This window comes from Pseudomonas sp. NPDC079086 (assembly GCF_044542155.1).
GTDB lineage: Bacteria > Pseudomonadota > Gammaproteobacteria > Pseudomonadales > Pseudomonadaceae > Aquipseudomonas.
Genome location: NZ_JBITTY010000002.1, coordinates 414,312 through 429,275 on the forward strand (window position 1 = coordinate 414,312; position 14,964 = coordinate 429,275).

General features: G+C 58.7%; 14 protein-coding genes. 9 read left to right on the plus strand and 5 right to left on the minus strand.

Going from position 1 to position 14,964, the window contains the following annotated elements:
- Nucleotides 1-224: 224 nt before the first annotated feature.
- Entirely contained in the window at nt 225-1,142 is a 918-nt protein-coding gene (locus ACIGEK_RS11445; RefSeq protein WP_397493440.1) for a DUF4824 family protein, read from the minus strand.
- The gene (locus tag ACIGEK_RS11450) at nt 1,139-2,212 is read right to left on the minus strand and encodes a DUF2157 domain-containing protein (protein WP_397493441.1); all 1,074 of its coding nucleotides are present in this window, start codon (nt 2,210-2,212) and stop codon (nt 1,139-1,141) included. The genes ACIGEK_RS11445 and ACIGEK_RS11450 overlap by 4 nt, the downstream gene beginning before the upstream one ends.
- A 367-nt stretch (nt 2,213-2,579) precedes the next feature.
- Here ACIGEK_RS11450 and ACIGEK_RS11455 point away from each other — a divergent pair, with 367 nt between their 5' ends.
- Genes ACIGEK_RS11455 through ACIGEK_RS11465 form a run of 3 tightly spaced genes read left to right on the plus strand, consistent with a single transcriptional unit; the run spans nt 2,580 to nt 4,290 of the window.
- Nucleotides 2,580-3,248: a CsgG/HfaB family protein gene (locus ACIGEK_RS11455; RefSeq protein WP_090386608.1), complete on the plus strand. Its 669-nt coding sequence runs from the start codon at nt 2,580-2,582 to the stop codon at nt 3,246-3,248.
- A gap of 17 nt (nt 3,249-3,265) precedes the next feature.
- Entirely contained in the window at nt 3,266-3,622 is a 357-nt protein-coding gene (locus ACIGEK_RS11460) for a DUF4810 domain-containing protein (RefSeq protein ID WP_090386610.1), read from the plus strand.
- A 5-nt stretch (nt 3,623-3,627) separates the two neighbouring features.
- Nucleotides 3,628-4,290 (plus strand): DUF799 domain-containing protein, encoded by a 663-nt coding sequence (locus tag ACIGEK_RS11465; protein ID WP_397494000.1) that lies wholly within the window; start codon nt 3,628-3,630, stop codon nt 4,288-4,290.
- 71 nt (nt 4,291-4,361) lie between these two features.
- Here ACIGEK_RS11465 and ACIGEK_RS11470 read toward each other — a convergent pair whose 3' ends face one another.
- A complete protein-coding gene (locus ACIGEK_RS11470; protein ID WP_397493442.1) occupies nt 4,362-5,915 on the minus strand; it encodes a sigma-54-dependent transcriptional regulator in 1,554 nt (517 codons plus the stop codon).
- 258 nt (nt 5,916-6,173) lie between these two features.
- Here ACIGEK_RS11470 and phhA point away from each other — a divergent pair, with 258 nt between their 5' ends.
- The 6 genes from phhA to ggpS all read left to right on the plus strand — a co-directional run bounded on the left by phhA (nt 6,174) and on the right by ggpS (nt 13,808).
- Nucleotides 6,174-6,959 carry a phenylalanine 4-monooxygenase gene (phhA, locus tag ACIGEK_RS11475; RefSeq protein ID WP_397493443.1) on the plus strand — a complete coding sequence of 262 codons (786 nt, stop codon included), beginning with the start codon at nt 6,174-6,176 and terminating at the stop codon, nt 6,957-6,959.
- Between the two features lie 83 nt (nt 6,960-7,042).
- The gene (locus ACIGEK_RS11480; protein WP_397493444.1) at nt 7,043-7,396 is read left to right on the plus strand and encodes a 4a-hydroxytetrahydrobiopterin dehydratase; all 354 of its coding nucleotides are present in this window, start codon (nt 7,043-7,045) and stop codon (nt 7,394-7,396) included.
- Nucleotides 7,393-8,589 carry an amino acid aminotransferase gene (locus ACIGEK_RS11485; RefSeq protein ID WP_397493445.1) on the plus strand — a complete coding sequence of 399 codons (1,197 nt, stop codon included), beginning with the start codon at nt 7,393-7,395 and terminating at the stop codon, nt 8,587-8,589. The genes ACIGEK_RS11480 and ACIGEK_RS11485 overlap by 4 nt, the downstream gene beginning before the upstream one ends.
- 95 nt (nt 8,590-8,684) lie before the next feature.
- Nucleotides 8,685-10,040 (plus strand): DUF2254 domain-containing protein, encoded by a 1,356-nt coding sequence (locus ACIGEK_RS11490; RefSeq protein ID WP_397493446.1) that lies wholly within the window; start codon nt 8,685-8,687, stop codon nt 10,038-10,040.
- A gap of 115 nt (nt 10,041-10,155) precedes the next feature.
- Nucleotides 10,156-11,442: an MFS transporter gene (locus tag ACIGEK_RS11495; RefSeq protein WP_397493447.1), complete on the plus strand. Its 1,287-nt coding sequence runs from the start codon at nt 10,156-10,158 to the stop codon at nt 11,440-11,442.
- 98 nt (nt 11,443-11,540) lie between these two features.
- Entirely contained in the window at nt 11,541-13,808 is a 2,268-nt protein-coding gene (gene ggpS / locus ACIGEK_RS11500; protein ID WP_397493448.1) for a glucosylglycerol-phosphate synthase, read from the plus strand.
- A gap of 195 nt (nt 13,809-14,003) precedes the next feature.
- Here ggpS and ACIGEK_RS11505 read toward each other — a convergent pair whose 3' ends face one another.
- Both ACIGEK_RS11505 and ACIGEK_RS11510 read right to left on the minus strand, forming a co-directional pair.
- Entirely contained in the window at nt 14,004-14,423 is a 420-nt protein-coding gene (locus ACIGEK_RS11505) for a VOC family protein (RefSeq protein WP_397493449.1), read from the minus strand.
- A 30-nt stretch (nt 14,424-14,453) separates the two neighbouring features.
- Nucleotides 14,454-14,873, minus strand: coding sequence for a YciI family protein (locus ACIGEK_RS11510; RefSeq protein ID WP_397493450.1), 420 nt, complete (start codon nt 14,871-14,873; stop codon nt 14,454-14,456).
- Nucleotides 14,874-14,964 lie beyond the last annotated feature (91 nt).

Here is a 14,964-nt window from a genome sequence, read left to right on the forward strand (position 1 = left end):
CAGCCCGCAGGGTGGCGGCCAGGGATGGCACGCCACAAAAACGCCAGGAGCGTTTTGGCGCGCAAGCCCCGTAGGGGAGAAGCACATGGGTGTGCTGAACATAAAAAAAGGCGGTCATCTGACCGCCTATCCAAATCATTCCAGGGAGAGGAATGGAGAAAAGCTTGCATCCAAACCACGCAGGATTGGAACGCCGCCACTTTCGCCCAGCACGCCGCGCCGAGCTATTGCACCTTGGTCGTAGGTTGCGGCGCGCTCGTCTCTCTGGCACTTAAATCAACAAACCAGGGCTCCAACCGCCTACCGAAGGCAACTTCGGCTCTAAACAGCTTCTGATCACTCAGGTAATCAACAACGGACTGTTCGCCCTGCTGGGGCAGGCTGTCAAAGGTCGCATGCCAGCGCTGGGGCAGATTGAGGCTGTGTAATCCCGGGGTATCGGCTGAGCCGCCTAGCTGCCAAGTCCAGCGCTGGTCATCCGGGCGCGGATCCTCGCCCTCTCCCGTCCAATCAATCGCCACACTGCTCGCCTGCGCTTCGATAATGCTGCGCACAATGGCGTAACGCGCGCGGTCGGGATAACGCATGCGTAAGGCCTGCTGATCCAGCCCAACATCCACAGCCAGCAGACGACTGGCACGTCGTTGCTCGTAGTCCAGCGCATTCGCTGCATGCTGAGCCGCCTCACGTAGCTCCTGGCTGTCCGGTACAGCCTTCTGCAAACGCTGCGCTTCGGCATGGGCGTCGCGCAGCATGGATACCTCACGCTGATAAGCCGGGCCATCGAGCTCCAACACCAGCAGCGCATCACGGTCCAGCTGACGACGATAGCGGCGCACCGTCTGCTCGTTCAGTTCAGTGGGCACCTGAAAGCCCAGCTCGGCCATCTTCTCGGCACTGATCGACAGGTAGTAGTGATCATCGTCCGCCTGGCTCGGCCAGCGGTAATCCAGGCGCAGCGCCAGGCTGCTGTTGTCCTTGCGCCAATAGGCATAAGTAGCGGCCAACTCGCGCTCGGACAGTTGCAAGCGGCTTTCCTCGGGCGGCTGGCGATTCCAGGCTACGCCCGCCAGGACAATGGCATTGACCAGCCCGATCAGCAGCAGACCGGCAATCAGATAACGCGCACGCACGCCGCTCATTGCACACCTCCCAGCAAACCGTGACGGCTACGCAGGCGCCGCAGCACCAGCAGAATCAGCACCGCACTCAGGCCCAGTACCAGGAAGAACAGGTACTTGGGCATGCTCTCCCACCACCAGTCGAACAGCTTGGTGTAGAGGAAGATCACAAAGAAGCTCAGCCCGGTGTTCACCACATCCGCCCACTCGCGACGCACGCCCAGCCAGATCACCAGGGCCGCGAGGATGAAGCCGCCAATCTGGTAGGCGTTCTCGATGTATTCGGCCGAATAGTCGAAGTAACTGCCGGCGCCCCAATGCGACAACACCAATACCGGCACAAATACCCCGAGCAGGCCAAATACCCTATAGATCACGGCAAAGCCGTCAAAACGGCGCTGATCGACCAGCAGCGGCACCATGAAAATCAGCAGCGCCGGCGGGATAAAGTTCTCCGGCCGCTGGACAAAACCCAGCCAGTAGATGCCGTCCCAACTGCCAATCCGCGCGGCGACAAAGGCCAGCAAACAGCTCAGCCCGGCCGCCAGCAGCAGGCGCGCACCACAGGCATAGGCCAGCAACAACGCGTAGAGCGCCCAGGACAGCAAGGCGTTGTTTGAAGGAGTGATATTGAAGATCTGCCCGAGCATGACGATGTTCAGGACAAAACAGGTAAAGGCCACCAACGCCGCCAGCTTGCTGAAATAGCCCGAGCTATCGAGGCGTTGCACCCACAGCGTCAAACCGAATGAGGCGATGCTCGCCGTCAGCAGAATTACCACCTGGCTCTGGGTGCCGAACAACCCCCAAAACTGATAGAACAGGAAAAACACACTGGCCGCCAGCGCCAGCGCGCCGAGGAACGAGGCGATACGCATACCCAGCGACAGCTGCCGGGCCCGAATATCGTGATCAATGTCGAAGGCCGCCAGATAGTTGTTGAGCAATTGCTGCTGGTAGCCATGCAGGCTAGCGCGCTGGCCGTCACTCAGGTTCAACACCTGCTCCGCCTCAAGGCGCGCCAGTTCGCGGTTGAAAACACCAATGTCATCGGCACGTTGCTGGGCGTCACTGCGGTTTATGTTGGGCATGGCAATCCTTGCTGCGGGTTCATCAGGTCATAGGCTGATCAGCACACTCTAGCGACAAAAGCTACGCAGCACACTCAGCTGCGCAGCTCGAATCAGAGTGGATAACGCTGCCCATAACCACCGCCACAGCATGCACGACATCAAATAGCCAGCATTCCTAGCAAAGCGTTCGGATGCCGATTAGAATCGCCGCCGCAGGACGCGCCCCTCCCCACCTTTTGGACTTACCGTCATGGATAGACTTATGCCGTCATTCGCACTCAGCACATGCGGCGGCAAACGCTCCCAGCGTTAGCACCATGCGAAATTCCTTCACGGCTCCCGGCCCGTTGCTGCTTTCCCTGTCTATTAATTCAATGAGATTCGTATGAACAAAATCATCACTGCCAGCCTCGCAGGCTTGCTTGTAATACTCAGCGGCTGCGCCACTGAACAATCGCGCACCCTGGAAGTTGCAAAAGTCACCACCGCCAGCAGCCACTACAGCGGCCCACGCAGCCCGATTGCCGTAGGCAAGTTCGATAACCGCTCCAGCTATATGCGCGGCATCTTCACTGACAATGTCGACCGCCTCGGTGGCCAGGCCAAAACTATTCTGATCACTCATTTGCAGCAATCGAACCGCTTCAATGTGCTCGACCGCGACAACCTGGCCGAACTGCAACAGGAATCGGGCTTCTCCAAACAGGTTCAGCAGGTGCGTGGGGCAAACTTTGTCGTCACCGGTGATGTAACCGAGTTTGGCCGTAAAGAAGTAGGTGATCACCAGCTATTTGGCATTCTCGGGCGCGGCAAGCAGCAGATCGCCTATGCCAAGGTCAACCTGAATATCGTCGATGTACTGACATCCGAAGTCGTCTATTCCGCTCAGGGCGCGGGCGAATACAGCCTGTCCAACCGGGAGATCGTTGGTTTCGGTGGCACAGCCAGCTATGACTCGACGCTCAACGGCAAAGTACTGGATCTGGCGATTCGTGAAGCCGTGAACAATCTGGTCAGTGGCGTTGATAGCGGCGCTTGGCGACCAGCCAAGTGAGCACGGAGAAGTTGCCCATGAACCTCACTCGTCGCGCACTTTCTCTAGCCGCCTTGGTTGCCGCAATCACTCTGGGCGGCTGCGTGTCTCAGCCGCAGCCGCTCTATTACTGGGATGGCTATCAGCAGCAGGTTTACCAGCGTTTCGAGAGCACCAGCAGCGCTGAAGAGCAGATTGCAGCCCTTGAAGAAAGCCTGCAAAAAGCCCGCGCTGCGGACCGTGCTCTGCCGCCTGGCTTCCACGCTCATCTCGGCATGCTCTATGCCGAAATCGGCAAAGCCGATCAAGTGCGCCAGCAATTCGAGACCGAGAAAACCCTGTTCCCCGAGTCCGCCCAGTACATGGACTTCCTCATGCGTAAATTTGCCAAGTGATCAGCATGCCTTTTCTAAACCCACTTAAAGCGCTCGCCGCACTGGTTTGTGCCGCGCCATTGGCTGGTTGTGTCACGCAACAGCCCTACGATTACAGTGCATTCAAAGAAAGCAGCCCAGCCTCTATCCTGGTTCTGCCGCCAGTTAACAAGTCACCAGATGTCAAAGCGTCCTACAGCGTTTACTCGCATATCACACTGCCTTTGAGTGAGGCTGGCTACTATGTTTTGCCTGTCGCTGTGGTCGATGAAACCTTCAAGCAGAATGGCCTGATGAATGCGGATGAAATCCGCGAGGTTTCGCCGAAGAAACTTCACGAGATTTTTGCCGCGGATACAGTGCTGTATATCGACGTCACCGAATACGGCAGCAGCTACATGATCATCAGCAGCGAGGTTGCGGTCGCGGCCACAGCAACGCTGGTCGATCTACGCAGCGGCAAGGAACTGTGGAAAGGCGTCGCACGGGCCAGCACAGCCGAGCAGCAACAAAACAGCGGCGGCGGATTGGCGGGCATTCTGATCACCGCACTGGTCAACCAGGTGGTGAACACCTTGAGTGATCGTGGTCATGAAATCGCCGGTATCGCCAGTAACCGTCTGCTTTCGAGCAATCCGGTGAATGGTATTCTGCCTGGACCAAGAGCGCGGCCAACTACACCTCGCTAAAGCATCTAGATGCCAAGTCCCTACGCTGCAGTGGCGGGACTTGGCATCGTCAAGCGCAGCGCCTGGCTGCGCTACTCCTTGCCCAGCCCATGCTGACGCAGTTTGTTGGCGATAGTGGTGTGTGACACGCCAAGGCGCTTACCCAACTGGCGGCTACTCGGATGATCATGGAACAGGCGCTCCAGCACGGCCTTTTCGAAGCGACCGAGAATATCGTCCAGCCCGCCCTCCACCGAGAATTCGCCCAGTGGCTGTGGCGCACCGTAATCCGGCAGGCGAATATGTTCGCCCTTGACCACCCCGCCATCGCACAGGGAAACGGCCTGAAACAGCACGTTCTCCAACTGACGCACGTTGCCCGGCCAGTGGTAGTGACCGAGTTTGTCCAGCACCTGCGGCGCGAGCTTGGGCAATGCGCAGCCGATCTGCCGGCTGGCCTGGTCGAGAAAGTGTTCAACCAATGGCGGCAGCCCATCCAGGCACTCGCGTAACGGCGGAATATGCAGGCTGAGTACGTTTAAGCGGTGATAGAGGTCCTTGCGGAACTCGCCCTTGGCGCACAGCTCGGACAGATCAACCTGGGTGGCGCACATAACCCGCACATCCAGGTACACCTCTTCATCACTACCGACCCGGCGGAAGCAACCGTCTTGCAGAAAACGCAGCAGTTTGGCTTGCAGGCGCGGGCTCATTTCCCCGACACCATCGAGAAACAGCGTGCCGCCGGCGGTCAGCTCAAGCAGACCAAGCTTGCCTTCCGGGCGTGCGCCTTCAAAGGCGCCGGGGCCGTAGCCGAACAGCTCGGTCTCGGCCATAGATTCCGGCAAGCCGGCGCAGTTCAGCGCCATAAACGGCGACTGTCCACGCGGGCTGGCCAGATGGCAGGCACGGGCTAACAGCTCCTTGCCGGTTCCGGTTTCGCCCTCGATCAGCAGTGGCGCATCGAGCGGTGCCATACGCCGTGCTTCGCGCACCACAGCGGCCATCACTTTGGAGCTTTGGAAGATCGAATCAAAGCCTCGCAGCTCCTGCTTGCGCACGTTGTAGATGCGCTCGCCTACCCGATCCGCCCTGTGCAGGGTCAGCACCGCACCGGCCATGGCATCGCTCTCTTCATGCTCGGTCTGCAGCGGCGCGATATCGGCGAGAAACACATCACCCTTGACCTTCACCCGCAGGCCATTGATCCGCGACTTGTTGGCGCGTACCAGCTCGGGCAGGTCGAAGTCCTCGGCGTAGCGTGACAGCGGAATGCCCGGCACTTCGTCCACCCGCACCCCTAGTAACTGCGCAGCACTGCGGTTGGCGGCGACGATACTGCCGCCCATATCGATCGAAAGCACCGGAAAATCCAGCGCACCCAGCAAGGCATTCAGCTCCAGGTGACGACGTTCGCTGGGCATCAAACCAACGCGCTTGACCCCAAACACCCCAGGAATCGCTTCAAACTTGGGCCGCAATGACTGGAACTGCAGGTTGATCAGGTTCGGACAGTGTAGGTAGATAGCATTGCCCTGCTCGCCGCCGACTTCGCCACGGGCGACGTTTATGCCGTATTCGACCAACAGGTTGAGGATGTCGCGCAGGATGCCAATTCGGTTCTGACAGTGGACTTTGATACGCATGGCAGGGCTCTGATCAGGCTTCTTATTTAGGCCGCTGCGCGAAAGAATCGACGCTGCCGGCGGATTATTCGTCAAGAATATGTGACAGCTTAGCGCAGCAGCAAGACGATACTTCGCCATACATGCGCATACGTAACCAATTCTTTACGAAATAACTGCCAATTGCTCCCGCACACGCTCGGCCAAGGGCTGCACAACTGCTGCAGCTGGCGTATCTCTGAGTCTAATAAAACAACAAAGCCCCAGCAGGAGGCAGTGATGAAGAGCACGCAATACCAGGCGCGCGAACCGGATGACAGTGGCTTTATCCATTACCCGGAGGCCGAGCATCAGGTGTGGAATACCCTGATCACCCGCCAGATCAAGGTGATCGAAGGCCGTGCCTGCCAGGAATACCTGGACGGTATCGAACAGCTCGGACTGCCCCATGAGCGCATTCCGCAGCTCGGTGAGATCAATCAGGTGCTGCAAGCCACCACCGGCTGGCGCGTCGCGCGTGTGCCGGCGCTGATTCCGTTTCAGACATTCTTCGAGCTGCTGGCCAGCAAACAATTTCCGGTGGCGACCTTTATCCGCACGCCCGAAGAACTGGATTATCTGCAGGAGCCCGACATCTTCCATGAGATCTTTGGCCACTGCCCGCTGCTGACCAACCCCTGGTTCGCCGAATTCACTCACACCTACGGCAAGCTCGGCCTGGCCGCCAGCAAGGAAGAACGCGTGTACCTGGCGCGCCTGTACTGGTTAACCATCGAATTCGGCTTGCTCGACACCAGCCAGGGTCAGCGCATTTATGGCGGCGGCATTCTCTCCTCACCGAAAGAAACCCTCTACTGCCTGTCCGATGCGCCGCAGCGCTTGGCCTTCGACCCGATTGAGGCGATGCGCACGCCGTATCGAATCGACATCCTGCAGCCGCTGTATTTTGTGCTGCCCGAACTCAAGCGCCTGTTCGAGCTGGCCCATGAAGACATCATGGCCATGGTGCAGCAGGCCATGCGCCTGGGCTTGCATGCGCCGAAGTTTCCGCCGAAAGCGGCATAACCTTTGTAGGATGGGATTGAGATGTTCAACAGAGCGTCGCCGGCCCCATCCTACGGCTCACTTTTGATCCCTGGAGAAACCCAATGTCACTTGCCCAAGCCCAATGCGAAGCCTGCCGCGCCGATGCGCCGAAAGTCAGCGACGAGGAGCTGGCCGTACTGATCCGTGAAATCCCGGACTGGAATATCGAAGTGCGTGGCGACCATATGGAGTTGGAGCGGATTTATCTGTTCCGCACCTTCCGCCATGCCCTGGCCTTTACCAACGCGGTCGGCGCCATCGCCGAGGAAGTTGGTCACCACCCCGCCTTGCTCACCGAATGGGGCAAAGTCACCGTGACTTGGTGGAGCCATGAGATGCGCGGCCTGCACCGCAATGACTTCATCATGGCCGCACGTACCGATGTGCTCGCCGCTGATGCCGAGGGCCGCAAGTGAGCCATTTCCACAACATTGTGCGAGTACCTGGCGACCCAATTCTCGGGCTGGTGGACGCCTACCGCGCCGACCGCAACCCGGCCAAGCTCGATCTCGGTGTCGGCGTGTACAAAGACGCACAGGGCCTGACGCCGATTCCCCGTGCAGTAAAGCTTGCCGAACAGCTGCTGGTAGAAAGCGAAACCAGCAAAAGCTATATCGGCGGCCATGGCGACCCGCTGTTTGGCAGCCTGCTCAGCCAGCTTGTGCTGGGTGCGGACAACCCACTGCTGCCCGAGCGTGCCGGTGCTACCCAGACTCCAGGCGGCACCGGCGCACTGCGCCTATGTGCAGACTTTATCGCCCAATGCCTGCCGGGCCGTGGTATCTGGCTCAGCGACCCAACCTGGCCGATCCACGAGAGCATCTTTGCTGCCGCCGGCTTACGCGTCGGCCATTACCCCTATGTCGGCGCGGATAATCGGCTGAATGTCGAGGCGATGATCGCCGCCCTCACCCACGTGCCCAAAGGCGATGTAGTGCTGCTGCACGCCTGCTGCCACAACCCTACTGGCTTCGACCTCACCCCGCGCGACTGGAAGCGCGTGCTGGAAGTGGTGAAAGCCCGCGAACTGCTGCCGCTGATCGACTTTGCCTACCAGGGGTTTGGTGATGGCCTGGAGCAAGATGCCTTTGCCGTGCGCTTGTTTGCTGCTGAATTGCCCGAGTTGCTGATTACCAGTTCATGCTCGAAGAACTTCGGCCTGTACCGAGAACGCACGGGTGCGCTGATCGTCTGCGCCGAGAGTGCGGAAAAACTGCAGGATGTGCGCAGCCAGTTGGCCTTTATCGCGCGCAATCTGTGGTCCACCCCGCCGGCCCACGGTGCCGCAGTGGTCGCCAGCATTCTGGCGGACGCCGAGCTGAACAGCCTCTGGGTCAGTGAGCTGGACGCCATGCGCAAGCGCGTTGCCAGTCTACGTTCAGGCCTGGTTGAAGCCCTGCAGCCTTACGGCCTGAGTGAGCGTTTTGCGCATATTGCGCTGCAGCGCGGCATGTTTTCCTACACCGGACTTACACCCTTGCAGGTGCAACGCCTGCGTGATGAGTTCAGCGTGTATATGGTCGGCAGTGGTCGAGCCAATATGGCGGGTTTAGATGCCAACCGCCTCGATCAACTAGCCAGCACAATTGCTCGGGTTTGCACTGACTGAACCGAGACTGAGCCCCGCAGGTCACCTGGGGCTCAAACGCCGCACGTTACTTAGGCTTGCTATAGTCGCTAAACCCCCATCGCGCCGAGCCGCCTGTGTCCCGTCTCTCCAATATTGTCTTCCGTCTATACCAGCGCACATTGCACAGCCTGGCGCTCTACCCAACGCTGATTGCCCTAAGCTTCTTCGCCCTGTGCCTGCTTGTAATGAGCATCGAGTATCAACCCTGGCTGATGTCGCTCAAACAGATGGTAGATGTAGGCCTGGTGCGGAATGCTGATAACGCCCGACTGATTCTCGGCACGCTGGTCGGCGGCATTATGACGCTGATGGTATTCAGCTTCTCCATGGTGATGGTGGTGCTCAACAACGCCGCTGCGTCACTGTCACCACGCGTCATACCAGGCCTGATCAGTGATAAAGGCCATCAAAAAACCCTGGGCTTCTACCTGGGCACCATTCTCTTTTCGCTGTTACTGATTACCAGCATTGAGCAGGAAAACTCGACTCAAGTACCCAGCCTAGGTGTGCTGATTGCCTTGTGCCTGGGCATTGCCTGCCTTGGCCTGTTCGTACACTTCATTCACTCGATTTCCCGCTCGATCCAGGTCGAATACATCCTCAACAACCTTTACCGCACCACTCTGGAAAAACTGACAGCAAGAGAAACCAAATTAGCCGGCGTCGACGATATGCCGAGTTGGCCGGATGATCAGCACTGGCAAGAGGTGTTCTCCCGGCACAACGGCTATTTCAAAGAACTGAATATCAACGCCATCAACACCCTGCTGTGTCAGCACGACCTGCGCATGACAGTGATGATCCACCGCGGTTTTTTTGTGATGAGCGGGCGCCCGTTATTCAAACTGGACCGTCAGGTCGACCCAGAAATAGCCAACGCTCTACTCGATTGCTTTGATTTCTTTATCGAAGAGTACGCTCACGCTCACTACCTATTTGGCTGCACGCAAATCTCCGAGATTGCCGTCAAGGCTCTCAGCCCAGGCATCAATGACCCTGGTACCGCGATTACCGCCATCGACATGCTCAGCGTACTGTTCAGCAAACGCCTATGCCTGCCGGACCTGGATATTGCTCCGCTGGACGATGAGCCGCCCCGCCTGTTCCATTACGAACTCTCACTTGATGAGTTATTGCTACTGGTCTTCGGCCCTATTCGAAACTACGGCGGCGCTGATGCCAGCGTACTGCTCGTGCTACTGCAGGCTTTCAAGAACCTGCTCTACCAGCAGCTACGCCCGCAACAGAAAACAGATTTACTCAGGCATGTACGCAGCGTGCAGGAAACAGCAGACCACAAGCTGGACAACAGCCGTGATCGTGAGGCCATCAATCAACTAATTGAGCGGATCAATCAGACCAACGAGCCCAAGCCGCCTATTCCTCTACTCGCGATAACAGGCAGAACAGCCGCTCAGAAAAATAATTAGCGAGCTTACTAATAAGATTAACCTCAACAAAATCATAGTCTTAATAACAAGCCACAGCGATTTAACGACCCTATCCGATTTGCCAAGCGGGCATGTTTTGCTTAGGGTAGGGTCTATGTGGTCCTTAATTGCCCCTATCAGCTCGTTGCTGGGAGGCGTTGCGTTACTCCTCCTCGGCAATGGTCTGCTCAACACCCTACTGACCCTGCGTGGCGTCGCCGAAGGCTACTCCACCTCGATGCTCGGCCTGATTATGTCCGGGTACTTTGTCGGTTTTCTCCTTGGCACCTGGCTGGCGATTCCGCTGGTCCGCCGCGTCGGGCATATCCGTGCGTTTGCCTTTTGCGCCGCCCTCGCTGCCATTACCGCCCTGTTGCATGTACTGATCGTCAACCCCTGGGTCTGGCTAGGTTTGCGCGTGCTTTACGGCCTGGCGCTGGTCAGCCTGTATATGGTGATCGAGAGCTGGCTCAACGCGCAGGTGCCCAACGATAAACGTGGCCAGGTGTTTGCCGTCTATATGGCGGTCAACCTTGGCGCGCTGGCCGCTGCGCAGCAACTGCTTAACCTGGCGTCCCCTAGCGACTTCGTGCTCTTCGTACTTGCCGCCATGTTGATTAGCGCGGCGTTGATGCCCATCACACTGACCCGGCAGATCCAGCCCAGCGTACCGGACACCCTGCACACCAACCTGCGCCAGATCGCCGGTATCGCCCCGCTGGCGTTGGCAGCCGCAGGTCTGTCGGGCCTTGCGCTTGGTGCTTTCTGGGGTATGGCCCCGGTCTACGCCAGCCTGAACGGCTTCGATGCCACCGGCGTGGGTTTGCTGATGAGCAGCACGATTCTCGGTGGCGCGTTGCTGCAATGGCCGATTGGCATCTACTCGGATAAACATGACCGCCGTTTGGTGCTGTTCTGGGTGGTCGCGCTGGCCGTAGCGGTGGCCGTGCTGATGAGCCTGCTGCCGGCCGGCCGCCTGCTCCTTGGGCTGATGTTTATCTGGGGTGGACTGGCCTTTGCCATCTACCCCATCGCCGTGGCGCAGCTGATCGACCAATTGCACAGCGATGAAATCCTCGCCGGTTCCAGCAGCCTGCTGATGGTTAACGGCATCGGTTCTGTGTGCGGCCCATTGCTCGCCGGCCTACTGATGCAGCACCTCGGCGCGCAGGCACTGCCACTGTATTTCGCCGCCACCCTAGGCCTGCTTGCAGCGTACACGCTGTACCGCCTGCGCCATGTCAGCGACCTGGTCAGTGCGCCAGCCGGGCACTTTATGCCCATGCTGCGTACCAGCCACACAGTGCTCGAGCTGATGCCCGATGCACCGCCCGCAGACGATTCAGACTCAACTAATTCACATGAGGACCCGCACAACCCGGCGCCGCAGACGCCTGGGTAAAAAGAAGAGGCGAACGCAGTATTGCGCATTCGCCACACAGCTCGTCGGCCTTTGTCGGCGCGTCACTGCACCCACTTAACTGGACAGGAAGACAGCGCATGTTACTTGCCACCGATCTCGATGGAACCTTTCTCGGCGGCGATCCCAAAGATCGCTTGAGCCTTTACCAGACTATCGCCGCACACCCGGAAATCCGCCTGGCCTATGTCACTGGACGTAGCCTGGAGTCGGTATTGCCACTGCTGGCCGATCCGACCTTGCCGCAACCAGATTTCATCATCTCCGATGTCGGCGCCAGCCTGGTACACGGCGAAACCCTGCAACCCATCCAGCCCCTGCAAAGCGCAGTCGATGCCCTCTGGCCCGGCGACAGCCAGGTTGCCAGCGCCATCGAACGCTTTGCACTGGAACGCCAGGACGTACCGCAGGTGCGCCGTTGCTCCTACTTCTGCAGCCCCGAGCAGGCGGCCAACCCGCAGCTTCTGGAAATAGCCGAAAGTCTCGGTTGCGACCTGCTCTACTCCGCCGATCGCTATTTGGACTTCCTGCCCAAAGGCGTCAACAAGGGCAGCAGCCTACAGGCGCTGGTCGACTGGCTGGAGCTGGACAACGATCAGGTACTCACTGCTGGCGACACGCTTAACGATCTGTCCATGCTCAGCGGCCAGTTCAAGGGTGTGTGCGTGGGCGCCTCTGAAGACGGCCTGCTGCAAGCCACCCGCCAGTATTCACGGGTATTTCATGCCGAGCGCGCCGGTTGTGGCGGCATTCTTGAGGCCTTTGTGCACTTTGGCTTTCTCGGTAAACAGGGCATCGCCGCCGAAGGCAAGCAAGTCGCCGATCCGGGCAAAGCCGACTTGGTAATGGTTTATCACCGCCTGCCCTATGAAGAGTTCCGTGGTGCCGATGGCAAGTTGCAACGCCGCCGTCCGACATCACCCAATGGCATTATTCCGACCCTGCTGAGCTTCTTCGGCGATGGCCGCGCGGGCTCCTGGGTGGCCTGGGCCGAACATGATGAAGCCAGCGGCGAAATCTTCGACAGCCACACCACGGTGGATGCCGAACGCTACCCGAAGCTGACCGCCGCAAGGGTTGCGTTGAGCAACGAAGAAGTCAACATCTTCTACAAGCGCTTCTCCAAGGAAGCCTTCTGGCCGACCCTGCACACCTTCTGGGAGCGCGCGCAGTTTCGTGAGGACGACTGGCAGGTGTTCCTCAAGGTCAACCGCGCCTTTGCCGAACGCACTGCTCTGGAGGCCGCCGAGGGCGCCACGGTGTGGCTACACGACTACAACCTGTGGATGGTTCCCGGCTACCTGCGCGAGCTGCGTCCAGATCTGCGTATCGCCTTCTTCCACCACACCTACTTCCCGTCGGCAGATGTGTTCAACGTGCTGCCTTGGCGTAAGCAGATCATCGGCAGCCTGCTGCAATGCGATTACATCGGCTTCCATATCCCGCGCCAGGTGGAGAATTTTGTCGATGCCGCTCGCGGTGTGATGCCATTGCAAACCGTCAGCCGACAGAACTGCGCGCCACGCTTTATCACCTATGGTTGCGCCGTGGGCTTGGAACGCATGACCACGGCCGTGGACACCGGTACTCGCGTGGTCAAGCTCGGCGCTCACCCGGTAGGCCTGGATATCAAGCGTGTCAGCAGTGCCCTGGAATCAACGAAAATCAAGGAAATGATGGAGCGCCTGCGTGCGGAATTGAGCGGGGTCAAACTGATCCTCTCCGTGGAGCGCCTCGACTACACCAAGGGCATTCTGGAAAAACTCAACGCCTACGAGCGCCTTCTAGAAGAAAACCCGGAACTGCTAGGCAAGGTCACCCTGGTCACGGTCTGCGTACCCGCCGCCAAGGAAATGACCATCTATGACGAGCTGCAAGGGCAGATCGAACAAGCGGTGGGAAGGATTAACGGCCGCTTCGCCCGCATCGGCTGGACGCCATTGCAGTTCTTCTTCCGCAGCCTGCCCTTCGAAGAGGTCAGCGCCTGGTACGCCATGGCCGACGTGATGTGGATTACTCCACTGCGCGACGGCCTCAACTTGGTGGCCAAAGAATTCGTCGCAGCTCAAGGCTTGCTCGGTGGGCGTGGCGTGCTGGTATTGTCCGAGTTTGCTGGCGCTGCTGCCGAGCTCAAGGGCGCGCTGCTGACCAACCCGCATGATCCGGTGGACATGGTGCAAACCTGTTATGTCGCGCTGAACATGCCAAAAGTTGAAGCTCAGGACCGACTGCGTGAACTGTTCGATATCGTCAGCTACAACGATATCCGCCGCTGGGGCGATGAGTTCCTCGCCGCTGTCAGCGACCCGCAGGATCAGCTCGACCGCGTTCTGGGGCTGGTCGGCTAGGCGATGTCTAAAGCGGGGTAATACGGTGAGTTTGGCGCATGGCCGCGCTATTGACTGATGCATAGTCGGTTGAGACGTAACCCACCAGATAGCCCAGGCCAATGACCGCTTGGTGGGTTGCGTGGCGCAAACATTCGGCAGTTACAACTGCCAAGTGTCTCTGCGCCACGTAACCCGCCAGACCAAAGCGATCTGCTAGCCAATCTGCGCATCAATATCGCAATTGATCATCCAGCCCACGCCGAAGCGGTCGGTGAACATGGCAAAGCGTGTGGCCCAAAAAGTCGCCTGCAACTCCATCTGCACCGAACCGCCCGCGGACAGTGCCTTATACAGGCGCTCGGCCTCCGGCACGTTCTCCACTTGCAGAGAAACCGAACAGCCCTTGATGCCCTCGTACGGCATACCAGGGAAGGTATCGGACGCCATCAGTATCTGATCACCCACCGTCAGGCAAACGTGCATCACGCGATCGTGAAACTGCTCCGGTACATTGCCAGCTTCCGGGCTTTCGCCCATGCGCATCAGCTCCAGACTGCCGCCAAGGCACTCGGCGTAGTAGTTAAAGGCCGCCTCGCACTGGCCATCGAAGTTCAAATAGGTATGGATTTTCATCTGCACTCTCCTTAGTACTGGTTTGGGGTTTTACGACTCAAGCCGCGTGCGCAGGTGCTCTTCCTGCTCGCGCAACTCAGGGGTGAACTCGTCACCGAAATCCTCAGCCTCGAAAATCTGCCGGATCTCGATCTCGCTATCGCCTGGCATGGGGTTAGGGCAACGCTTGACCCAGTCGATGCACTCTTGCAGAGAAGCCACCTGGAAGATCCAGAAGCCAGCAATCAGCTCCTTGGTTTCGATAAACGGGCCGTCCGTGACGCTGCGTTGGTTGCCGGAGAACCGCACTCGCGCGCCTTTGCTGCTTGGCTGCAGGCCCTCACCGGCGAGCATCACGCCCGCTTCAACCAGCTCTTCGTTGTAACGTCCCATCGCCGTAAGTAGCTCCTCACTCGGCATAAAGCCGGCTTCGGAATCTGCAGTGGCTTTGACTATCACCATAAAACGCATACCGCTGTCCTCGCGTGATCCGTTGATCAGCCCACCGTTACGGAGTTTTCTTAGCCCTGTAATGGCAGACCGCAAACCCAAGGCTGGGTTC